The organism is Stenotrophomonas sp. JAI102 (assembly GCF_013409105.1).
GTDB classification, from domain to species: domain Bacteria; phylum Pseudomonadota; class Gammaproteobacteria; order Xanthomonadales; family Xanthomonadaceae; genus Stenotrophomonas; species Stenotrophomonas maltophilia_AA.
The window spans coordinates 863,455-883,989 of sequence record NZ_JACCCI010000001.1 but is presented as its reverse complement, the minus strand read 5'-3'; the positions used below and the strand labels follow the sequence as shown (position 1 = coordinate 883,989).

Genomic DNA, 20,535 nt, shown 5'->3' with positions numbered 1-20,535 from the left:
CGCTGCCGGCTAGATCAGGACCTGCCGGGTACTGCGCAGGAACTGATGGATCTCGTTCTCGACCGCCTCGTCCAGCATGTATACCGGCCGCTGGCCATTGGGGCAGCGAAGCGTCGGCGTGGTGCCGAACATGCGGCAGATCAACGGCCGCTCTTCGTAGACCTCGCAGCCGTTCCTGCCCAGATACGGGCAGCTCAGCTCGGCCAGCGCGGCGGCATGCTCGGCATCGCTCTTGACCGGCAGGCGCGCCACTTCCTCGCTGGAGGCGGTGACCGGGCCACAGCAGTCGTGGCACCCCACCACGCAGCGGAACGAGGGAATCTGCTCGCGCAACCGCTGTATCGCGTCGCGGTTGGTATAGGGCATCGGGGTGGGCCTCGGCGGCGTCAACGGGAGGTCATTTTACAACCGTGGCACCCTGGGTACGCATCAGGCACCGGCCGGACCCGTGTCAACAAACAGGAAAACGGCCTTGGCCCGTCGTTGACACCCGAAGGCAGACCATGCCCTCTCCTTCTCCGCCCCCACCCCCATGAACCGTTCTGCTGTTGCTTCTGCTGGTCGCACCGTACTGGTCGTCGAAGACGAGATCGAGCTCTCCCGGCTGTTCATCGAAGTGCTGAACGAGTCGGGTCATACGGCGATTCCCGCCTATTCCGTGAGCGACGCGCTAAGCGTCATCGCCCACCAGCGCTTCGATGCCGCCATTCTGGATGTCGAGCTCCGGGACGGGCCGGTGTTTCCGGTGGCAGACCGCCTGGCGGCTCTTGGAACGCCCTTCCTGTTCGCCTCAGCGGTGTATTACCAGGTCGTGCCACGCGCGCATCAACAGGTGCCGTTCGTGAGCAAGCCGTTCGACGTCAAGGCGCTGCAGCAACGGGTCGAGGAAGCACTGGCCAGGCCGCCGGCGTCATCGGGTGGTGTAAAGGCAGCCGGCGACTGAGATGGGCGACGGATCGCTCTCGATCCGATCCGCTACCAGCGCGATGACCTCGATGCCATCACCGTGCTCCTCGGGCGCGGAATGGAGCACTCGCATCCCGCCCGGCGGTGCCTCTGCCCCCCGGCCCTCCAGTTCCAGCGTCCCGGTGAGTTCCCGGGCAACGCCCGGATCATCGAACGCCGCGACGATGGACATGCGCGACAGGATCAACCGGGTGGTCTCATGTCCGAAGACCCGCACAGGGGCCGGCAGCCGCATTTCCGCGATGACGCCCATCATGCCGCCCGGCGGCATGCCATCGCCCTCACCTTCGGTGGCGATCGGTTGCCAGCCCGCCTTCGCTTCCCCACTGTCTTGAACGTCGCGCATGGCGAACGCGAGCGTCCGGAAGGCTTTGCGATCAGCCTTGCAGTTCACCAGCTTCAACGCCTGATTGATCTGCGTCCGGGTGGGCACCGAGGTGCGGGCGGGGTCCGAGGCCAGCGTGGCTGGTGCCAAGGCGAGTCCGATGACTGCCAGAAGCAGCGCGGAGGTCAGAGTGCGGGGATTCAACGGGGAGGGTCCTGTCTGTGGGCGCATAGTGTAGCGACCCTCACTCACCGCCGGTTCTGCACACCGCGAAGGTGACACGCCGCGATGCCGTGAGGCCGGGCGCCAGCAACGCGGACGCCCTGCCCTCGATCCTCACAGCGTCGCCTGCGCCTGCAGCGTGAACACCCAGCTGTCCGGACGGCTTTCATACGCCCCGGGGCGCGCGACATACTGCACCGCGGGCCGCAGGATCAGCCACGGCGTGACCTGCACGCCATAGTTCAGTTCAACGAACTGCTCGTTGCTCTGCACGTCCTTGCCGGTGATGCGCTGGTACTGGGCAAGCCGATCGGAAATATCCAGCCGGGTCCACGCCAGGCTGAGGACATCATCCTCCCGCGATGCCACCACGCCGCGCCAGCTCAGCCCGGCTTCCCACGAGTACCGCATCAGGCCGGTCCTTGCATCCGCACGTGTCGCCACCCCGAACACCGACAGCCCGCGCACCGTGTCGCCCTCGGGCTTCAGGACGCGCTGCGCCAGCTGGATGTACGAGCCGCTGCGATGGGACGCGCGCGGTGCGGCCGGATTGCCGATGTCGTCGGCATTGGACGTGTCCAGGTAATAGCCGACCTTGTAGGTGCCGCCGTAATGCTCCCCGGTATTGCCGTGGCTGTAGCCTACTTCCACGGGCAGGAACAGGCCGGTCTTGCCACGATCGGACACGCGGAACCCGCTGTTGGCCTGCTTGCGCAGCGGAACGACATCGTAGATGCCGGTCTGCGCGTACCAGCCCGAGGGATCGGCCCACTTCACCCGCAGGCCCCACTGGCCGGTCGGGTTGTCCAGCCAGCCGGAACTGTAGATCGGCCCCAGCGGATGGCCGCATTGGCCGTTGTTGTTGAAATTGCAGGTGTACGGCAAGCCGCCGAAGTCGTTGCCCATCGAGGAGAACCCACCCTTCAGGCTCAGCCGCTTGTCCAGCAGCCACCGCTCATAGGAGAGCTCGTTGAAGCGCAGGTTCTGCCCTTGGCCATAGAAGGCCTGGTTCTGCACATAGGAGCCGGTCGAACGGTCATTGACCGCATTGCCGAAGCGGTCGGAGAGCACCACGCGCATCGTGCCGTCGAAGCCGAAGGCCTTGCCGGTATCGATCAGGGCGCCAACATCGACGTGCTCGGCGGTGGACCAGCCGGTCCCTTTGTAGCCATCGCTGTTGACGCCCGTGGCGATCACGATGCGCGCGCTCGGCGTCACGCCGCGGTCCTGCAGCCAGATCCGGGCCGCCCAGTCGGCACTGAGCGGCGTCTGGGCAATGGTGTCGACGGGCTTGGGTTTGGAAGCGTCCGGGTCGGCTGCCCACGCCGGGACGCTGGCCGCGAATGCCGCCAGCGCGAGGCCGGCCAGGAGAGACGTGCGCTTCATGCCGAAGCCCTCCGCTGCGTGCGTTTTTTCCAGGCGCGTCGCAGCAGCAGCATCACCCCTATGAAGGCCGCAAGCCCCAGGATGAGCAGCGGCAGCCACAGGCGTGCGATCTTGGCCAGCAGTGGCTTCTCGCCGCCGTCGCGGATCAGCGCGACCTGGGCTTCCGTGACCTGGTCGCCGGGGCCGAAGCTCGTCCGCACGTAGCTCGCGACCGCCGCGACGTCGGCATCGCTCAAGGCCTGCACGAACGAGCCTTGCGAGAAATGCGGCATCAGCACGTGCTCGCCATTCACTTCGCGGTCGATGCCGCCGATGATGGTGGCCACGAGATTCTGTGGACGGGCCATGCCCACGGTGCTGTTGTGGACCAGCGGCGGGTAGTAGCCGTCCTGGCTGCCCTCGCCTCGCGAACCGTGGCAGCTTGCGCAGAGGCCGGAGTACAGCACCGCACCAGACGCGAGGGGGGCGTCCGTGCCACGCACCGGCTGCTCGCCCGGTGTCCGGGTGGCATCGCCCCAGGCAAAGGCAGCCCGGGTGGCGTCTTTGTCCGCCACCGCGGGCACGGTGCGCAGGTAGGTCACGATGGCACGGATGTCCTCATCGCGCAGTTTGGAGAGGCTGTTGGTCACCGCCTCGGCCATGCCACCGCCCGCCTGTCCCTTGCCGGCCACACGGCCGGTTTTCAGGTACTGGGCGAGCTCGTCATCGGTCCAGCCGCCGATGCCACTGATCGGGTGCGAGGTGATGTTCGGCGCATACCAGTCGCCCAGCGAGCCGCCGGCGAACGCCTTGTCGCCCACTTCCTGCATCATCAATCCGCGCGGACTGTGGCAGCTCGAGCAGTGCGCCAGCCCTTCCACCAGATACGCGCCGCGATTCCACTGCGCGTCTTTTGCGGGATCGGGCTGGAAGGGTTTCTTGTCGAGGAAAAGCAGATTCCACACCGCCATGGACGAGCGGACGCTGAAGGGGAATGGCAGTTCGGTCGCGTGGGCTTCCTCATCGACCGGCGCCACCGCCTGCATGAAGTACACGTACAGCGCGTGGATGTCCTCGTCGGTCAGCTTGGCATACGAGGTGTACGGCATCGCCGGATACAGATGGGCACCGTCCTTGCGCACGCCCTCGCGGACCGCCTTGGCAAAATCGGCCTCACTGTAGTTGCCGATGCCGTGGCTCTTGGACGGGGTGATGTTGCTGGCCCAGATCTCGCCCAGCGGCGAGGCGATCGCGTAGCCGCCCGCATACGGTTTGCCCTGCTTCGGGCTGGTATGGCACGCCACGCAGTCCGCCGCCACGGACAGGTAGCGCCCGCGCTCCACCGTATCGTCGGCGCGCACGCTCTGGCTGAGGCCACCCAGCAGCGTCATCGTGATGAGCAGGAGGGTCTTCATGCCGCACGCTCGATGGCATCGGCCGCGCGCAGGGCCAGCGCGGCCATGGTCAGGGTGCTGTTGACCACGCTGGCCGAGACCATCGCGCTGCCGCCCGGCAGCCACAGGTTCGGGTGGTCATGCGCGCGGCAATCGCCATCGACCACCGAGTCACGCGGATCGGCGCCCATGATGGTCGAGCCCATGATGTGGTTGTTGGCGTTGAGCGCCGTGGTGATCACGAACTCTTCCGCATTGAACAGCGTGCCGATGTGCCGCAGCTGCTCGCACGATTTGTCGTACCCCTTGCGCGCGTAATCGCCCAGCGAGTAATGGATGTCCGGGCAGGCCAGGCCGTGGCCGTCGACACGGGTCTTGGACAGCGTCAGCCGGTTGGTCGGGTCGGGCAACGGCTCCAGGCTGATCGACAGGTCCACCCCGTAGATCGCGCGGCGGCGGATTTCGGCGTCCAGCGCCTCACCGGCCAGCCCCATCTTCAGCGCCTGGTCGGTGGCGATCGCCACGCGGCTGATGTTGTTGAGGATGATCTTGGTGGCCGAGTACTCGGAGCGGAACGCGCCATCGCGCGGCCCGACCATGCAGCTGGACTGCGCCGGCCCGCGCCCCAGCCAGATCGGCCGATCCGCAATGAACGAGCAGTGGAAGCCAGAGTGGTCCAGCATGTTGCGCCCGACCTGGTCGGACGAGTTGGCGATGCCGTTCGGGTTCTGTTCGTTGGCCGCGAGCAGCAGCAGGCGCGGCGTCTCCAGGGCATTGCAGGCAATCACGAAACTGCGGCCGGTAGCCTTGTGGCTGACCTTGTCGCTGTCATACCAGTGGATGGCAGTGACACGGTTCTGCGCGTCGGTGTCGATTTTGTACGCCACGGCTTCGGCCAGCACCTTGGCGCCCAGTGCCTCGGCGGCCTCGACGGTATGCACGCCGTTGTACATCGCCCCGATCGGGCAGATCGGCTGGCAGTTGTTGTTGCCACAGCACGCAGGACGATCGTTCCAGGGCTTGATCATGCGCCCCTGCGGGATCGGCACCAGGTTGTAGCCATGCGGATTGACCACCTCGGCGAACACCTTGTCACCGTTGCCCCACGGAATCATGTCGGCCAGGTAGGGCTTGGAGCGTTCCGAGGGGCTCTGCTGCGCCGGGTCGTTCGGCCCGGAGACACCCATGGCCTCCTCAGCGCGGCAGTAGTACGGCTCGATGTCCTCGTAGCTGATCGGCCAATCGCGGCCGACACCGTAGGCGGACTGCATCTTGAAGTCGACCGGGAGATGGCGCCAGCAGGAGGCCGCCCAGTGCCAGGTGGTGCCACCGACCGCCTTGATGAAGCCCTGGTGGAAGCTGCTGGCATCGGGGCCGGTCAGGCCGACGTAATCGTTGGCGGGAAAATACAGCGGTGCCGTCGCGAACTTCGATTGCGGGTACGGCCCCTGGAAGTCGCTGCCGATGCGCCGTTCGAAGCTGGCGTTGCGCCAGTTCTCGACCACATCGGAGCGGTTCAAGCGCGGGCCGGCCTCCAGGACCAGGACGGATTTGCCGGCACGCACCAGCTGGTGAGCGATCAACGCACCGACGACGCCCGAACCGACGATCACGACGTCGGCATCGGCGTCGCCATCACGGAAAACCGGAGCTTTCATGAGAGGAATTCCAGATCAATGACAGAAAGAAAGAGAACCGCGCAGGCTTATGCGTGGGCTCGAATGGGGGCCGGGGGCGCGGCGGTCCACCAGGCGGGTCCGCCCTGGACGTAGGTCGGCGGGGAGAGGCCGTCGTCCACGCATCGCTGCATCAGCGCATCGCGATAGGAGACAGTCACGGCATGCACGCCCTTGCCCACGGTGCCGGTGTACCACGCGGTGATGATGGCCAGCGCTGCCGGCTTGGCCTCGCCGGCGGCGGCGACCAGTGCAGTGGGACCCCTCACCTGCCCGGCCAGCGTAACCAGAGCGGGGAACTGCGCATGCAGCTCGGGCTGAAGGTGGGCAAACGCCTTTTCGATCCGGTCGGCCGTGGCCGGGTCCAGATCGGTCTTGCCGGTCAGGGCATGGGAGAGATCGAGGAAGGCGGTATCGGACTTGGCCGCAGGTGCTGCCGCAGCAGGCGTTGTTGCGGGAGGCGCTTTCCCACCGCAGGCCGCGAGCAACGAAACCGAACCGACCGCAAGCAGGAAGCCTCTTCGTGTGAGACCGTGCGCCCGCCGATTCTCGTCCAATCCCTCGGGAATACTCATGATGTGAACTCTGTTCCGGAACACGCCGGCTCCCCGCCCGTAGACCACGGAACGGCTAAGCATCGACGGCGGAGAGGGTACTCCATGCGATTGTCATCACAGAGTGATCATCGGGTTGATCACGCATCGCCAACGACGACACCGCTACAAACCGGATTCGTCATCACTGCGGGAGCGTTGCCATGCGAACTGTGTTGTTGAGTGCCCTTGCGGCGATGGCGCTGTCTGCCTGCGGCCAGGCCGAACGTACCGATCAGGGTCAACATGCCGACGCGATCGAGCAGCCTGCAGCGGCGACGGCGCCTGCGGGTGGCGATACCGCGCGTAACGTGCCCGGGGGCGGCAGTGGAACGGCAGCCTCCGAAGAGCAGGATTCCGGGCATGGCACCCAGACCCCGGCAGAGCCGAAGCGCGAATCGCCGCCGAAGCAGTAGAACGTCATGACGCCGCTCGATAAACCACTGCGCCGGGAAGTCCAGATCGGCGACGAGCGCTACACGCTCACGATCGACCCGGAGGGCTTGAAACTGGTGCCCAAGGGCAAGCGCAACGGTCTGACCCTGAAGTGGACGGAACTGGTGAACGGTGATGCGGCACTGGCGACAGCGCTGCAGGCCTCGCTGTCGGCCGGCTGAGCGCGCCGGCAGTGGGCCGATCAGGGCGCGCCTGCGTTTTCGGCCGCTGAACACCCGATCCGGCATCAAATCCCAGGATCAGGGACAATACCCGCCCACCGTCTGCCCCGGCCTGCCGGCGAATGCCCGCCCAGGCGGCCATTGCGCGGCCGTCCATGCCTGCCTTCCTGCCGCTTTTCCGGATCCGAATTGAATACCACCGCCCTGCCCCTCGCCGATGACGACCTGCCCCTGACCGACCGCCTGCGCACCGCGCTGGACCTGCTGGAGGCCATCGAAGCCGACCGCAGCGTGCTCGATACGCTGCCGGAAGCCGACCGCGTCCGCCTTCACCAGGTCGTCGCCAAGGTCTATCACCCCGAGCCCAAGGCCCGCCGGGCGAAGCTGAAGCAACAGGCCAAGGCGCGTCATCAGGAAAAGGTCGCCAAGGCCGAGGCATTGCTGGAGCAGACCGGCATCCGCGCCCTGCGCCGCAAGCCGGTGTTCAGCACCCCGAACTATTTCCCGCCGCACGCCGCGGGTCTGCACGACGCTTCCAACGGCGAGAACGCCGCGGCCACGCCGGAGCCGGTGCATTCGCCCGAGCTGCGCCACTGCTATGTCTGCAAGCAGAAGTTCACCCAGCTGCATCACTTCTACGACCAGATGTGCCCGGCGTGTGCCGAGCTGAACTTCTTCAAGCGCACCGAGACCGCCGACCTCACCGGCCGCGTCGCGCTGCTGACCGGCGGCCGGGTCAAGATCGGCTACCAGGCCGGCCTGAAGCTGCTGCGTGCCGGTGCGGAACTGATCGTCACCACGCGCTTCCCGCGTGATTCGGCCGCGCGTTACGCCGAAGAGCCGGATTTCGCCGAGTGGGGCCACCGCCTGCAGGTCTATGGCCTGGACCTGCGCCACACGCCGAGCGTGGAAGCCTTCTGCAACGAGCTGCTGGCCACGCGGTCGCGCCTGGATTTCATCATCAACAACGCCTGCCAGACCGTGCGTCGTCCGCCGCAGTTCTACGCGCACATGATGGCCGGTGAGACCGCTCCGCTGCAGGAGGTGCCCGATACGCTGCGCAGGCTGATCGGCGATTACGAGGGGCTGCGCAGCGCCGAGCTGCTCGGTACCACCGGGTCGGCCGCGCTGCCGGTGGTCCAGGGCCGCGACTTCAACGCCGCCAATGGCCTGACCCGGGCAGCCGAGCTGTCCCAGGTGCCGCTGCTGGAGGATGAGCTGGTCGCCCAGCAGCACCTGTTCCCGGACGGTCGCCTGGATCAGGATCTGCAGCAGGTCGATCTGCGCGGCCGCAACTCCTGGCGCATGCTGATGGCCGAAGTGCCCTCGGTGGAGCTGCTGGAAACCCAGCTGGTCAACGCAATCGCCCCGTTCATCATCAATGCGCGGCTGAAGCCTCTGATGCTGCGCACGCCCGGCCACGACAAGCACATCGTCAACGTCTCGGCGATGGAGGGGCAGTTCTACCGCAACTTCAAGACCACCCGCCACCCGCATACCAACATGGCCAAGGCGGCGCTGAACATGATGACGCGCACCTCGGCGGCCGATTACCAGAACGACGGCATCCACATGAACAGCGTCGACACCGGCTGGGTGACCGACGAGGATCCGGCGGATATCGCGGCCAAGAAGGTCAAGGAAGAGCGCTTCCACCCGCCGCTGGATATCGTCGATGGCGCCGCACGCATCGTCGATCCGATCATCCACGGCATCAACAGCGGCGAGCACGTCTGGGGCCAGTTCCTGAAGGATTACGCGCCGACCGACTGGTAAGCGCATCCGGGCGCCCTTTTTGCACGTATACGCTGGAATGAGCCCCCCCTCTCCATCTGACGAACGACGCGCGGTCTGCAGCACGATGCAGGTCGAGGGCGTCGGCGCGCTGCCCTCGCTGGACCGGATCACGGCGCTGGCCAGCTACACCTTTCGGGCACCGGTGGCCTTCGTGTCGATCCTGGGAGACGTCAAGCAGCGCTTCGTCTCCCGGATCGGCTTGCCCATGGCCGAAACCGACATCCGGTCCTCGATCTGTGCCCACGCCGTGACCTCCGAAGGCCTGCTGGTCGTGCCCGACCTGCTGGCCGATCCCCGCTTCCGTGACAATCCGCTGGTCACCCACAGCCCGCACCTCCGTTTCTACGCAGGCGCGCCGCTCGTGGCGAAGAACGGGGTTTCCCTCGGTGCGCTGTGCATCATGGACGTGCATCCCCGCAGCTTCGACCCGCGTGATCAGGCTCAGCTCGCCACGCTGGCCCAGCTGGTCATGGAGCAGCTGGAGCTGCGCAACATGGCCGGTCGTCTGGACCCGGTCAGCGGCCTGCCGAGCCGCCACCAGTTCCACGCGGATCTCCCCGGCATTCTTGCGCGATACGAACGGGGAACGGCGTATGCCGTGGCGATCGATGTCCTGGACATCCCGCGCGCCAACCAGGTCGGCCAGGTGCTGGGGCTGCGGCCCCTGGAAGCGCTGATCCGGCGCGCCGGCGTGCGTCTGCGCACCGCGCTGGAGGATGTGGCCACGGTCTATCACGTCGGGGTGACGCGTTTTGCGTTCATCGTCAGGGTGCCGAGCGCTGCGCAGGTGGAGAGCCTGGTCCTGGAGCTGCGGACGCGGATGCTGCGCCCGCTGATGGCCGCAGCCGTACCGATGTCGCCGCGCTTCCACGCAGGGATCTGCGCGGTTGACCCGGAGGACGGGGACAGCCATGACCTGCTCCGCAAGCTGCTGGTCAGCATGCATGGGGCGTTCGACGCGCGGGAGCCGTTGTGCTGGTACTCCGAGCATCGCGACGAGACGATGCACCGCGCGTACCGCCTCGCGTCGGATGCAGAGCGTGGCCTGCAGGCCGGCGAATTCCATCTGGAGTATCAGCCCCGCTTCACCCTGACGGGCCGGCGCCCGGTATCGGCCGAAGCGTTGATCCGCTGGACCCACCCGACCCTCGGGCCGATCCCGCCCGGGGAGTTCATTCCCGTGTTTGAGCGGACCGCGCTGATGGATGAGGTCACCGACTGGGTGCTGGACAACGCACTGGACCAGGTCGTGGCCTGGCGCAACCAGGGGTGTGACATCCCGGTGTCGATCAACCTGTCCAGCAGCTATCTCTCCAACGCATCGGCGTGGCGGGAGATCCGCGACAAGCTTGAGCGCAGGCGACTGCCGTCTTCGATGATCGAGGTCGAGATCACCGAAGGGGAATGGTTGCACCCGGGCTCCCCGGCCGTCGAGCAGATCACCGCCATGGGGCAGGCAGGCATCAAGGTCGCCATCGATGACTTCGGCAGTGGATACAGCAACTTCAGCTACCTGTCCGATCTTCCAATCGATACCGTAAAGCTGGACAAGTCGTTGATCGACGGCGTGGCGACCAATGCACGGGCACGCGCAAAAGTGTCCGCGATCCATCACCTGGCCCACGATCTTGGCTATGTCACCGTCGCCGAAGGCGTCGAGCAGCCCGCGCAACTGGCCGTGCTGGAAGACATGGGGGTCGACGAGGTCCAGGGATACCTGCTCGGCCGGCCGATGCGGCCCGCCCTGTTGATGCAGGTATTCGAGCCGCCGGACAGTCAAGGTCCGCCCGGCACCGCCGCGTGATTCCCGCGGCGGTCAGAGCTTGAACACCTGCTGCAGCTTGCGGGCGAACCAGCCACTGAAGACCAGCGGCGCATCCAGCGCTGAAACGCAGATGCACGCCACCCCGGGGGTCGTCACCGGCTGATGCTCCACCTCGCTGTCCAGGTCAGCTACGTCGCCCGGTGCGAAGTGCCCCAGCGAGTCGTTGTACGCGCCCCGGAGAATCTGGGTGAGCTCGCTGTTGCCATGGCTGTGCATGGGCAGGCATTTACCGGGCGCTATCTTCAGCATGATCAGCGACGGCAGGTCCGGCGCGCGGATGCAGTGCACGCCCGGCGCCATCCACCGCCATTTCAGCGACCGGTAGGACGTTCCGAAGTGCGGCTCAAGCGCCGAGGGCAGACGATCCGGATCGTGGGCGGCGCGGGGGCTGCACGCCACCTCATCGCGCGGTACCGCCGGCAGGGCCTGCGCATCCAGCCTGCCGAGCATGGCCTCGCGCAGCGCTGCCTGGCGATGTTCCTCGGACGGCGGCGACAACTGCTGTTCGATCAACAGCCCGCCCAGGCGCTCGGCCGAGCGCAGTTGCTCCCGGCAATGGGCGCAGGATTCCAGGTGCGCGGCGGCAACCACGGACATTTCCGGCGCCAATGTGCTGGTCGCAAAGCCAAGTACGGTGGCAGGATCAAGATGGTGGCGAGGGTTCACCGCTGCTCTCCCATCAGCGCCTGCAGCTGCAGGAACGCCCGGCGGATGTGCGATTTGACCGTACCCAGCGGCATGTTCAACTCTTCGGCAATCTCCGAATGGGTCTTTGCTTCGAAATACGACATCCGGATCAACCGTGCCTGGGTGGCGGAAAGTTCATCCAGCCGTTGCTTGAGCCGGACATGCTCGGTATGCAGCTCGGCCTGGGAGCCGCGCCCATCATCCTGTTCCGCGGCCTGCTCGACCACCTCATGGGCATGCACCCATATGTGTTCTCGCCGGACGCGATCAATGTGGAGGTTGCGGGCGACCCGATACAGCCAGGTGCCCAGACTGCTTCGCGACGGATCGTAAAGATCGGCGCGGTTCCACAGCTTGAGCAGCACTTCCTGGGCCAGATCCTCCGCCACGCCATCAGCCGCACCCAGGCCGTTGAGATACCGGCACAGCCGCGGCATGAAGTGGTCGTAGATGCGCAGGAAGCACTCGCGATCACGCGCCCCGGCCACCGCGGCCACGTCCGCAGCCCAGGTCTTCAGCTCCGCGGTGGGTTGAGCGGGAACGGCGATCATCCGGGCGGCCTCGAAAGGCGTCATCCTTCCAGCAGACGGGTCGGCGTCCATCGTAGGCCAGTTCCGGGCGATCGGCGACTTGAGGTTCATGGCGGCTTGTACGGGCAGCGGGGCAGTTTGGATGCAACCGCCAGCTGACCAGGCCCCATGGTCGGACCTGCCCCACCCCCTGCCGGCGCACCGGCTGCTGATATAGTCAGCCGAGCATGGCGGGCACGGTGCCCGTCCACGAATCACAGGGAGCGGGTCATGGGTCTTCGTCAGGCAGTGGCAGGGGCAGTCGGTGGCGTTCTGGCCGACCAGTGGAAGGACTTCTACACCGTGCCGACCGGCCTGCCCTCCACGGCAGCGCTGTTCGCGGCCGTGCAGCGCGGCACCAATGCCGGCCGCGGTTCGAACACCAGCGCCTCCTCGAACATCATCACCAACGGTTCGAAGATCGTGGTGCCTGAGGGTTACGGCCTGCTGCTGTTCCAGGACGGCGCGATCACCGGCTTCGTCGCCGAACCGGGCGGCTACGAATGGCGCTCGGACGATGCCAATTCGCAGTCGATCTTCGCCGGCGACGGCTTCGTCAGCCCGTTGATCAAGCAAAGCTGGGAACGCTTCAAGTTCGGCGGCCAGCCGGGGTCGCAGCAGGCGGCCTTCTTCGTTTCTCTGAAGGAACTGCCGGACAACCGCTTCGGTACGCAGTCCGAGATCTACTGGGATGACGGCTTCCTCGGCACCCAGGTCGGCGCGGTCACGCGCGGCTCGTACACGCTGAAGATCGTCGATCCGATCCTGTTCGTGAAGAACTTCGTGCCGGCCAGCTACCTGCAGCCGGGCCAGGTGTTCGATTTCACCGATCTGGACAACGCCGCCGCCAGCCAGCTGTTCAATGAAGTGGTCGGCTCGCTGGCCCCGGCCTTCAGCCTGTATACGAACGATCCCGGCAAGGGCAACCGCATCACCAAGCTGCAGCAGGATTCGCTGGGCTTCGCGCAGAGCCTGTCCGCTGCCGTCGAGCAGGGCTACCAGTGGAAGTCCGATCGTGGCCTGGCCATCGTCAAGACCGCCATCGTCTCGATCGAGTACGACGCCAACACCCGCGAGCTGCTCAAGACCGTGCAGCGCGCCGATGCCCTGGCCGGCTCGCGCGGCAATTCCAACCTGCAGGCCAGCGTGGCCCAGGGCATCCAGTCGGCCGGCGAGAACGGCGGCGCGGCGGGCCTGGTCGGCGTCGGCATGGCCTCGGGCATGCTCGGGGTCGGTGGCATGCAGCAGCCGGTCGCTCCGGCAGCGGACGATCCGGTCGCCAAGCTGAAGAAGGCCAAGGAGATGCTGGACCTCGGCCTGATCACCCAGGACGACTACGACACGCTCAAGGCCAAGGCGCTGGGGCTGTAAGACACCGAGCGCACCGACACCATGTCCGACCCCAAGATCCCACCGCCGATCCCGGCGGTTCCGCCGCCGTTGCCGCCTTCCCCGGCGGCACCGGTCACCGGCCCGGGCTCGCCCCGGGATGTGCCGCCCCTGCCCGGCAGTTTTCCGCTGGACCCGGAGACCCTGCCCCAGCCCATCCGCGATGAAGTGCAGGCGCCCGACCCGGTCGCGCTGGATACCTCGGCGGCCGAGCTCAAGGACGGCCTCAACCGCTGCCCGAAGTGCGGCTCCAGCGATATCCGATTGAAGCTGGGCAGCGACGTGCTGGTCTGCCAGTTCTGCCGTCACGAATGGCATGGCGACCGCGTGGAGGAAGCCTTCGGGTTCGGCGAAGGCATTAGCAAGCTGCGCGGCACGGTGGTGGCCTCGGGTGCGCGCGACATCGAGGCCGATACCGCCAGCCTGATGAGCTTCAAATGCACCGGCTGCGGTGCCGAAGTCACCATCAACACCGAGAGCACGATGACGGCGCGCTGCCACTGGTGCCGCCATGTGTTCGGGGTCAACGAGCAGATTTCCAATGGTGCGGTGCCCGATGCGGTGCTGCCGTTCCACATCAGCAAGGACGACGCGGTCGCCCGCATCCGCCAGTTCGTGGACAAGCGCCGCCTGTTCGCGCTCAAGGCGTTCAAGGACCAGTTCACGCCGGAGAACGTCACCGGCGTCTACCTGCCCTACATGATCGTGGACAGCAACGTCAGCGCCAGCGTGTCCGGCAAGGGCGAAATCCAGACCCGGCAGTACACGCGGGGCACCGAGAAGAACAAGCAGACCTACTACGACGCCGATGTCTACCAGGTGGATCGCCAGGTGGATTTCACCGTGGACGATCTCACCATGGAATCCTCGGCCGAACGCGGCAACCTGGATACGCAGGCCAACACCAACAACATCATCAACGCAATCCTGCCGTTCGACACCAAGAACGCCCTGAAGTGGAACGCCTCCTATCTGGCGGGCTTCACCTCCGAAAAACGCAATCTCGACGTGGAGAAGCTGCGGCCGCGCCTGGAAGATCAGCTGCTGTCGATCGCGCGCGCGCAGGTCGAGGGCTCGGTGCGCCGCTACGATCGCGGTGTGCGCTGGGAGCGCGAACGCGTGGATGTGCACGGTACCCGCTGGGTGTCGATGTACCTGCCCGTGTGGCTTTATTCGTATCACCAGCCGGGCCGCAACGGCGGCATGCTGCACTACATCGCGGTGAATGGCCGCACCGGTGAAACCATGGGCAGCGTGCCCGTGCAGCAGTGGAAGCTGCTGCTGGCGGCGCTCACCACCGGCACGATCATTGAAGCCCTCGTTCTCTTCTTCCTGGTAGCTGCCTCATGAGCGATGACAGTGGACTCTGGTTGCTTGCCGCCGGCCCGGCCGGTGCGACGGCGTTGTACTGGGCGTTGTACCGGTACTACCGCAACACCGACAAGTCGCATGCGTTCGAGCATGAAACGACCATCGAAGCCAAGCCGGTGACGGGCGCCGACCGGAAGGTCGATACCGTGACGGGGACGCAGGAACGGCGCATCCGGGGGGACAACGTGGGTGCGTATCGGACACGGGTGCAGCGCGACAGCAGTTGAGCGCGAGCACGCCCACTGCCGCGAAGATGGACGGCGAAGGCGTGCTCTATCGGTGACCTTGGTTACGGATCGGGGGGGAGGTTGTAATGACGGCAGCCTTCCGGCGCCCAGCCCCTTAGATCGAAGTTGTCGACAAAACATGTCCACCCCTCTTCGCTCTGGTAGTACATATGGACAACTCCGGAACGTCCATAATTACAACCTATCCTCAGGCCCCTCGTGTAAGTAGTGACGTGGATTCTCTCGCATAGTTCGCTCGATTCCTGCAAACCCAATGCTGCGGGCGGGATATCAGAGGGAGGCTGCCCGCCATCTGCTTCGGCTACCAATAACACCGCGGCCGCTTTGGCGCGGGAAAGCTCCGCCACCATGGCGGTGACCCGTGCGCGGGCGATGTAGTTCTTGTACGCGGGAAGGGCAATCGCCGCGAGAGTGGCGATGATCGCGACCACGATCATCAACTCCACCAAGGTGAAGCCGTGCGCGCCGCCGGCTCCTGACCTGCTGCGGACGGAGAATCTCATCATGGTTTCTACGCTTCCTTGGCCGCATTTGATGTGGTGATCCGGTGACGAACAGAAGACCACCTGGATGCAGCAGCCACCATGCAAGAACTTGGAAAAGGCATCACTCATTGCGCGTTTGCAAGTTCTTGCAAACGCGCACATGACGATGACAACAGCGGGGGCTATCCTCACATTGACCTGCCACCGAGATCCGCACCATGCGCACCCTGTATCCGACAGCCACCCCTTACGCCGAGCACCGCATCGCGGTGGATGCGCTGCATACGCTGCATGTCTAGGAATGCGGCACCCCGGACGGCATCCCGGTGGTGTTCCTGCATGGGGGCCCGGGTGCAGGCGTATCGCCGGTCCATCGGCGCTTCTTCGATCCGGCGCGCTATCGCATCGTGCTGATCGACCAGCGCGGCAGCGGCCGCTCCACGCCGTTCGGTGAGCTGCGTGACAACACAACCCAGCACCTGGTGGCCGACGTCGAGGTCATCCGCGCCCTGCTCGGCATCGAGCGCTGGCTGGTCTTCGGCGGCTCGTGGGGATCGACGTTGGCCCTGGCCTATGCGCAGGCCCATCCGGACCGCGCGACGGGCGTGATCGTGCGGGGCGTGTATCTCGGCCGTGCCGAGGAAAACCGCTGGTTCGCCGAGGCCGACGGCGGTGCGCGCTGGGTGTTCCCGGAGCGCTGGGCGCGCTACGAAGCGCATATCCCCGAAGACGAGCGCGGCGACATGATCGAGGCCTACTGGCGCCGACTGGACAGCCCCGACCAGGCGACCCGCATCGCCGCGGCGCAGGCCTGGCTCGGCTGGGAGGATCACGCCGCGACTCTGGTGCACGACGTCGATGCCGTCTCCGGGGATGACCCGCTGCACACGCTCGCCAAGGCGCGCATCGAGGCACACTACTTCCGTAACCACGCCTTCCTCGATCATGGGCAGCTGCTGCGTGATGTCGACCGCATCCGGCATCTGCCGGGGGTGATCGTGCAGGGCCGCTACGACATCATCTGCCCGGCGCGCAGCGCGTGGGACCTGGCCTGTGCCTGGCCGGAGGCCTCGCTGCAGATGGTGGTCTCCGGCCACAGCGCGATGGAACCGGCAACGGCCGATGCGCTGGTGCGCGCGACGGATGCGTTTGCCGACCGTCAGTAAGGACCCGCCTGTACATCGGCGTCAGCGACGTGCGGTTCCGGCAGATCGTGCTGAGCCTGTTGCCGACGACGTGGCCATGTCCTAATCGCGACGAGCACCGCCCAATTCGCGAGAGACGGGGCATCACCTCCGGCCTACGCTTGGCGTCCTGCTGTCGTGCCACGGCGCCGGCTGCCTAGCCCAGCCGCGTGGATACCCCCCCGTTCCCGATCGTTCTCCCCCATGACCACTGAAACCGCTGCCCCGCCCGTCATTCCCACCGAACCGATAGCCCCTGCCCCGAACCAGGGCTTCGCCATCCGAATCGTCGGCGCCGCTGCCTTCGCGCACCTGCTCAACGACATGATCCAGGCGGTGCTGCCGGCGGTCTATCCGATGTTCAAGGCCCAGTTCTCGCTGACCTTCGGGCAGATCGGCATCATCGCCCTGGTCTACCAGGTCACCGCCTCTCTGCTTCAGCCGTGGGTGGGCATGTACACCGACAAGCGGCCGCTTCCCTATCTGCTGCCGTCCGGCATGATCGCGACCTTCGTCGGCATCGCCCTGATGGCCACGGCGACCCGCTACGAAATGCTGCTTGTCGCCGCGGCGGTGGTCGGCATCGGGTCGGCCACCTTCCATCCGGAAGCCTCGCGCGTGGCGCGGATGGCCTCGGGCGGTCGCTTCGGTACCGCGCAATCGACCTTCCAGGTCGGCGGCAACACCGGCTCGGCCATCGGCCCGCTGCTGGCGGCGACCATCGTGATTCCGCACGGGCAGCGGGCGATCGCCTGGTTGATGCTCGCCGCCGCGCTGGCCATCACCGTGCTGTTCCGCCTCACGGGTTGGACCATCCAGCACGGCCAGGCCAAGATGAAGGGCCTGGCCACAAGCCACGGCATCGGGTTGAGTCGGGGCAAGGTGGTCCAGGCGATCGCCGTCATCGCGGTGCTGATGTTCGCCAAGTTCGTCTACATCGCCTCGTTCACCAACTACTTCACCTTCTACCTGATCGAGCGCTTCGGCCTGAGCGTGCAGCAGAGCCAGATCTACCTCTTCATCTTCCTGGCCTCGGTCGCGCTGGGCACCTTCATCGGGGGTCCGGTCGGGGACCGCATCGGGCGCAAAGCGGTGATCTGGATTTCCTTCCTGGGCGTGGCACCGTTCGCGATCGCCCTGCCCTATGCCAACCTGATGGGCACGGCGGTGCTGGCGGTAGTGATCGGGCTGGTGATGTCCTCGGCGTTCGCTGCGCTGGTGGTGTATGCGCAGGAAGCGGTGCCGGGGCGCGTAGGCATGGTCTCGGGGCTGATGTTCGGCCTGATGTTCGGCATCGGCGGTATCGGTGCCGCGGGGCTGGGCAACCTGGCGGATGTGCACGGCCTGGTGTGGGTGTACCACTTTACCTCGTACATGCCGCTGCTTGGGCTGGCGACCGCGTTCCTGCCGAGGACCAGAATGACGTGACCCCTATCGAACTGCACTACACCCTCACCCCGGCGATGACCCGGCTGCGCGTGGCCGAGGCCTTGGCGCACGAGGCCCGAAAGGACGCGAGGTTGCTGGATGCGGTGGCGCGCGGACAGCCGGGTGCACTCAAGCTTTTGCTGTTGCTGCCGTTTCCTGTGACCAGCGCGTATCTGCTGCTGCAACGCGATGCGACACCCACCACGATGGTCACCGCGATCGTGCTTGCACTGCTCACGCTGCCGCTGTGGCGTCTTGCCGATCGCCTCCTCGCGCCCCTGCACCGGCGCATCGAGATGCGTGCAGGCAGGCACGCCGGCCGTCTGGGTGCGCTCAGCCTGCGCTTGGCCGAGATCACATTGCGCACACGTCTGGCGTCGCAGGAAGGCAACTACGTGCTCCGCTTCGATGACCACGGCTTCCGCCTGGGCCGCGACCCTCAGCGCCCGGTGACGTTGGCCTGGACCGGGATCGTGCACGCGGCCGAAACCGAGCACTTCCATCGCATCGCCTGCGCCGCGCTGCATCGCCGCGGCAAGGCCTACTGGATTCCGAAGCGGTCCGAGGCGATGGAGCCCGCCGCCTTCCAGCAAGGTCTCCAGCTGTTCCTCGAGAGGATTCCTGCGGCCGCCTTCAGTGAAAAAACTGACTCGGCAGCTGCCCGAAGCGCTTCTTGAACATCGCAGTAAACGCGCTCGGACTGGCATAGCCCAGCGAGAGCGCCACGTCGATCACCTTTTCACCGTGCGCCAGCTGCTCCAGCGCACGCAGCAGGCGCGCCTGTTGGCGCCATTGCCCGAAGGTCATGCCCAGTTCGCGCGCGCACAGGCGCTGGATGGTTTTGACGTCCACACCCAGGCGGATGGCCCAGTCCTGCAGCGTGGACGGATCCTCCGGAGTGGATTCCAGCTGCTGGCCGATCACCCGCAGGCGCGGGTCGGTCGGCTGCGGCAGGTGCAGCGGCAGCACCGGCAGCATCTGCAGCTCATCCAGGATCAACTGCATCAGCCGCCCGTCGCGTGACTCGGCCTGGTACGGAGACGGTACGTCCATGGCGGCGCGGATCAGTGCGGCCAGCAACGGCGTCACCGAGACCGTGGATGCGCTGGCCGGCGGCTGGGCAATCGCCTGCGGCAGGATGTACAGGCTGCGCATGCCGACCGCGCCGATGCAGCTGACCTTGTGCCCCATGCCGGCCGGAATCCAGATCGCGCGCGTGCTGGGTACCACCCAGCGCCCTGCCCCGGCCTGCACCACCAGCACGCCGGACTCGGCGTAGACCAGTTGATGACGGTCCGGGTGGTGATGCAGCGCGATGATCGTGCCCGCCGGATACTCACGCGCCCGGCAGAACACCGGGGTCTCCGGGCCGGCCGGCAGTCGCTTGCCTTCGCCGACGCCCGGGGCGATGTCCCTTCTTCGATATGGCATGGCAATACCCTTCAAAACAGCCTGCCAGGCGACTGTACCGCCTCAGGCGCATTTTCGGTATGGGCGCCGGCCCGCTATCGGGGTTTCGTGGGCGCCAGCACCTCGATCCAGGTGGGCGCGTGGTCGCTGGGCTTTTCGAGGGCGCGCACCCACCGGTCCACGCCCGCGTCTTTCAGATTGGGCGCGAGCACGGGATTGAGCAGCAGATGGTCGATCCTCAGTCCGCGGTCGCGGGCGAAGTGCTCTCGGAAGTAGTCCCAGAAGGTGAATATCTGTGCGTCACCGTGGACCGCGCGCAGGCTGTCGGTCCAGCCCTGCCCGAGCAGCGCCTGGTATGCCTCGCGCACCTCTGGCTGCAGCAGCGCGTCCTTTCGCCAGGACTTGGGATCGTAGATGTCCCCATCGGTCGGTACGACGTTGAAATCGCCGATCAGTGCGACGGGGTGCGGCAGCGCGACCAGGCTCTTGGCGTGCTTGTGCAGGCGCTGCATCCACTTCAGCTTGTCGTCGAACTTCGGGCCGGGCTGCGGATTCCCATTGGGCAGGTACAGGCCGCCCACGATCACGCCATGCGCGGCAGCTTCCAGATAGCGGCTCTGGTCGTCTTTCCGATCGCCGGGCAGGCCACGCCGGCTTTCGATCGGGTCCTGGCCGCGTGCCAGCAGCGCAACCCCGTTCCATGCGCGCTGGCCCTGCCAGATGCACCCGTAGCCCGCATCGCGGATGGCGGCTTCCGGAAACGCCTCCTGGGTGGCCTTGAGTTCCTGCAGGGCGACGATGTCCGGTTGTTCGCGCTCCAGCCACGCGAGCAGATGTGGCAACCGGGTCAGCACGCCGTTGACGTTGAAGGTCGCGATCTTCAGGCGTTTTCTGGCGGGCATGGCGCGTGCTTCGTGGCGGCGGAATCCGATGCCGAGGATTGCCCTGTATAGATCAACCTGCCGCGAATGTCGGGCGAGCATC

At 66.2% G+C, this 20,535-nt stretch carries 20 protein-coding genes and 2 pseudogenes; 11 read left to right on the top strand and 11 right to left on the bottom strand.

Annotation, left to right across the window (positions count from 1 at the left end; translation table 11 throughout):
* Positions 1 to 9 precede the first annotated feature (9 nt).
* The gene (locus HDC96_RS04125; protein ID WP_179458863.1) at positions 10 to 366 is read right to left on the bottom strand and encodes a YkgJ family cysteine cluster protein; all 357 of its coding nucleotides are present in this window, start codon (positions 364 to 366) and stop codon (positions 10 to 12) included.
* A gap of 166 nt (positions 367 to 532) precedes the next feature.
* Here HDC96_RS04125 and HDC96_RS04120 point away from each other — a divergent pair, with 166 nt between their 5' ends.
* Positions 533 to 943 (top strand): response regulator, encoded by a 411-nt coding sequence (locus HDC96_RS04120; RefSeq protein ID WP_179458862.1) that lies wholly within the window; start codon positions 533 to 535, stop codon positions 941 to 943.
* Here HDC96_RS04120 and HDC96_RS04115 read toward each other — a convergent pair.
* The 5 genes from HDC96_RS04115 to HDC96_RS04095 all read right to left on the bottom strand — a co-directional run bounded on the left by HDC96_RS04115 (position 911) and on the right by HDC96_RS04095 (position 6,523).
* Positions 911 to 1,495: a hypothetical protein gene (locus HDC96_RS04115; RefSeq protein WP_179458861.1), complete on the bottom strand. Its 585-nt coding sequence runs from the start codon at positions 1,493 to 1,495 to the stop codon at positions 911 to 913. The two genes, HDC96_RS04120 and HDC96_RS04115, sit on opposite strands and share 33 nt — an antisense overlap.
* A 132-nt stretch (positions 1,496 to 1,627) precedes the next feature.
* Complete coding sequence (locus tag HDC96_RS04110) at positions 1,628 to 2,899, bottom strand: carbohydrate porin (RefSeq protein WP_179458860.1); 1,272 nt, start codon at positions 2,897 to 2,899, stop codon at positions 1,628 to 1,630.
* Complete coding sequence (locus tag HDC96_RS04105) at positions 2,896 to 4,293, bottom strand: c-type cytochrome (protein WP_179458859.1); 1,398 nt, start codon at positions 4,291 to 4,293, stop codon at positions 2,896 to 2,898. The genes HDC96_RS04110 and HDC96_RS04105 overlap by 4 nt, the downstream gene beginning before the upstream one ends.
* Positions 4,290 to 5,930 carry a GMC family oxidoreductase gene (locus HDC96_RS04100; protein WP_179458858.1) on the bottom strand — a complete coding sequence of 547 codons (1,641 nt, stop codon included), beginning with the start codon at positions 5,928 to 5,930 and terminating at the stop codon, positions 4,290 to 4,292. The genes HDC96_RS04105 and HDC96_RS04100 overlap by 4 nt, the downstream gene beginning before the upstream one ends.
* Positions 5,931 to 5,977: 47 nt before the next feature.
* The gene (locus HDC96_RS04095; protein WP_179458857.1) at positions 5,978 to 6,523 is read right to left on the bottom strand and encodes a sugar dehydrogenase complex small subunit; all 546 of its coding nucleotides are present in this window, start codon (positions 6,521 to 6,523) and stop codon (positions 5,978 to 5,980) included.
* Between the two features lie 182 nt (positions 6,524 to 6,705).
* On the opposite strand from HDC96_RS04095, the gene HDC96_RS04090 reads away from it, so the two are divergent.
* From HDC96_RS04090 to HDC96_RS04075, 4 genes are all read left to right on the top strand, one after another.
* Positions 6,706 to 6,957 (top strand): hypothetical protein, encoded by a 252-nt coding sequence (locus HDC96_RS04090; RefSeq protein WP_179458856.1) that lies wholly within the window; start codon positions 6,706 to 6,708, stop codon positions 6,955 to 6,957.
* A gap of 6 nt (positions 6,958 to 6,963) precedes the next feature.
* Positions 6,964 to 7,158, top strand: coding sequence for a hypothetical protein (locus HDC96_RS04085; protein WP_179458855.1), 195 nt, complete (start codon positions 6,964 to 6,966; stop codon positions 7,156 to 7,158).
* A gap of 189 nt (positions 7,159 to 7,347) precedes the next feature.
* Positions 7,348 to 8,934 carry an SDR family oxidoreductase gene (locus tag HDC96_RS04080; protein ID WP_179458854.1) on the top strand — a complete coding sequence of 529 codons (1,587 nt, stop codon included), beginning with the start codon at positions 7,348 to 7,350 and terminating at the stop codon, positions 8,932 to 8,934.
* A 37-nt stretch (positions 8,935 to 8,971) separates the two neighbouring features.
* Positions 8,972 to 10,759 (top strand): bifunctional diguanylate cyclase/phosphodiesterase, encoded by a 1,788-nt coding sequence (locus HDC96_RS04075; protein WP_257018583.1) that lies wholly within the window; start codon positions 8,972 to 8,974, stop codon positions 10,757 to 10,759.
* A 12-nt stretch (positions 10,760 to 10,771) separates the two neighbouring features.
* Here the strand turns inward: HDC96_RS04075 and HDC96_RS04070 are convergent, their stop codons facing one another.
* Together HDC96_RS04070 and HDC96_RS04065 are read right to left on the bottom strand one after the other, a co-directional pair.
* On the bottom strand, positions 10,772 to 11,446 hold the full coding sequence (locus HDC96_RS04070; protein ID WP_179458853.1) for a ChrR family anti-sigma-E factor: 675 nt from the start codon (positions 11,444 to 11,446) through the stop codon (positions 10,772 to 10,774).
* A complete protein-coding gene (locus tag HDC96_RS04065; protein WP_179459607.1) occupies positions 11,443 to 12,069 on the bottom strand; it encodes a sigma-70 family RNA polymerase sigma factor in 627 nt (208 codons plus the stop codon). The genes HDC96_RS04070 and HDC96_RS04065 overlap by 4 nt, the downstream gene beginning before the upstream one ends.
* A gap of 198 nt (positions 12,070 to 12,267) precedes the next feature.
* Between HDC96_RS04065 and HDC96_RS04060 the strand changes: the two genes are divergently transcribed.
* Genes HDC96_RS04060 through HDC96_RS04050 form a run of 3 tightly spaced genes read left to right on the top strand, consistent with a single transcriptional unit; the run spans position 12,268 to position 15,023 of the window.
* A complete protein-coding gene (locus tag HDC96_RS04060) occupies positions 12,268 to 13,407 on the top strand; it encodes an SPFH domain-containing protein (RefSeq protein WP_179458852.1) in 1,140 nt (379 codons plus the stop codon).
* Positions 13,408 to 13,428: 21 nt separating this feature from the next.
* Positions 13,429 to 14,775, top strand: coding sequence for a TFIIB-type zinc ribbon-containing protein (locus HDC96_RS04055; RefSeq protein ID WP_179458851.1), 1,347 nt, complete (start codon positions 13,429 to 13,431; stop codon positions 14,773 to 14,775).
* Positions 14,772 to 15,023 (top strand): hypothetical protein, encoded by a 252-nt coding sequence (locus HDC96_RS04050; RefSeq protein WP_179458850.1) that lies wholly within the window; start codon positions 14,772 to 14,774, stop codon positions 15,021 to 15,023. The genes HDC96_RS04055 and HDC96_RS04050 overlap by 4 nt, the downstream gene beginning before the upstream one ends.
* A 62-nt stretch (positions 15,024 to 15,085) precedes the next feature.
* On the opposite strand, the gene HDC96_RS18430 is transcribed toward HDC96_RS04050, so the two are convergent.
* Complete coding sequence (locus HDC96_RS18430; RefSeq protein ID WP_179459606.1) at positions 15,086 to 15,547, bottom strand: prepilin-type N-terminal cleavage/methylation domain-containing protein; 462 nt, start codon at positions 15,545 to 15,547, stop codon at positions 15,086 to 15,088.
* A gap of 200 nt (positions 15,548 to 15,747) precedes the next feature.
* Here HDC96_RS18430 and pip point away from each other — a divergent pair.
* The 3 genes and pseudogenes from pip to HDC96_RS04030 all read left to right on the top strand — a co-directional run bounded on the left by pip (position 15,748) and on the right by HDC96_RS04030 (position 18,818).
* A pseudogene (gene pip, locus HDC96_RS04040) lies at positions 15,748 to 16,695 on the top strand (prolyl aminopeptidase).
* 222 nt (positions 16,696 to 16,917) lie between these two features.
* On the top strand, positions 16,918 to 18,141 hold the full coding sequence (locus HDC96_RS04035) for an MFS transporter (RefSeq protein WP_179458849.1): 1,224 nt from the start codon (positions 16,918 to 16,920) through the stop codon (positions 18,139 to 18,141).
* Positions 18,138 to 18,818 (top strand): hypothetical protein, encoded by a 681-nt coding sequence (locus tag HDC96_RS04030; protein ID WP_179458848.1) that lies wholly within the window; start codon positions 18,138 to 18,140, stop codon positions 18,816 to 18,818. The genes HDC96_RS04035 and HDC96_RS04030 overlap by 4 nt, the downstream gene beginning before the upstream one ends.
* Here the strand turns inward: HDC96_RS04030 and HDC96_RS04025 are convergent.
* Entirely contained in the window at positions 18,775 to 19,572 is a 798-nt protein-coding gene (locus tag HDC96_RS04025) for a helix-turn-helix transcriptional regulator (protein WP_179458847.1), read from the bottom strand. The genes HDC96_RS04030 and HDC96_RS04025 overlap by 44 nt on opposite strands.
* A 104-nt stretch (positions 19,573 to 19,676) precedes the next feature.
* Positions 19,677 to 20,453: pseudogene (gene xth, locus HDC96_RS04020) on the bottom strand (exodeoxyribonuclease III); the annotation flags it as partial.
* Between the last annotated feature and the right edge of the window lie 82 nt (positions 20,454 to 20,535).

Bases quoted from the DNA above. Each gene is read 5' to 3' on its own strand.
- HDC96_RS04125 (WP_179458863.1), bottom strand. From the start codon at position 366: ATGCCCTATACCAACCGCGACGCGATACAGCGGTTGCGCGAGCAGATT.
- HDC96_RS04120 (WP_179458862.1), top strand. From the start codon at position 533: ATGAACCGTTCTGCTGTTGCTTCTGCTGGTCGCACCGTACTGGTCGTC.
- HDC96_RS04110 (WP_179458860.1), bottom strand. From the start codon at position 2,899: ATGAAGCGCACGTCTCTCCTGGCCGGCCTCGCGCTGGCGGCATTCGCG.
- HDC96_RS04105 (WP_179458859.1), bottom strand. From the start codon at position 4,293: ATGAAGACCCTCCTGCTCATCACGATGACGCTGCTGGGTGGCCTCAGC.
- HDC96_RS04100 (WP_179458858.1), bottom strand. From the start codon at position 5,930: ATGAAAGCTCCGGTTTTCCGTGATGGCGACGCCGATGCCGACGTCGTG.
- HDC96_RS04095 (WP_179458857.1), bottom strand. From the start codon at position 6,523: ATGAGTATTCCCGAGGGATTGGACGAGAATCGGCGGGCGCACGGTCTC.
- HDC96_RS04090 (WP_179458856.1), top strand. From the start codon at position 6,706: ATGCGAACTGTGTTGTTGAGTGCCCTTGCGGCGATGGCGCTGTCTGCC.
- HDC96_RS04085 (WP_179458855.1), top strand. From the start codon at position 6,964: ATGACGCCGCTCGATAAACCACTGCGCCGGGAAGTCCAGATCGGCGAC.
- HDC96_RS04075 (WP_257018583.1), top strand. From the start codon at position 8,972: ATGAGCCCCCCCTCTCCATCTGACGAACGACGCGCGGTCTGCAGCACG.
- HDC96_RS04065 (WP_179459607.1), bottom strand. From the start codon at position 12,069: ATGGACGCCGACCCGTCTGCTGGAAGGATGACGCCTTTCGAGGCCGCC.
- HDC96_RS04060 (WP_179458852.1), top strand. From the start codon at position 12,268: ATGGGTCTTCGTCAGGCAGTGGCAGGGGCAGTCGGTGGCGTTCTGGCC.
- HDC96_RS04055 (WP_179458851.1), top strand. From the start codon at position 13,429: ATGTCCGACCCCAAGATCCCACCGCCGATCCCGGCGGTTCCGCCGCCG.
- HDC96_RS04050 (WP_179458850.1), top strand. From the start codon at position 14,772: ATGAGCGATGACAGTGGACTCTGGTTGCTTGCCGCCGGCCCGGCCGGT.
- HDC96_RS18430 (WP_179459606.1), bottom strand. From the start codon at position 15,547: ATGAGATTCTCCGTCCGCAGCAGGTCAGGAGCCGGCGGCGCGCACGGC.
- HDC96_RS04035 (WP_179458849.1), top strand. From the start codon at position 16,918: ATGACCACTGAAACCGCTGCCCCGCCCGTCATTCCCACCGAACCGATA.
- HDC96_RS04025 (WP_179458847.1), bottom strand. From the start codon at position 19,572: ATGCCATATCGAAGAAGGGACATCGCCCCGGGCGTCGGCGAAGGCAAG.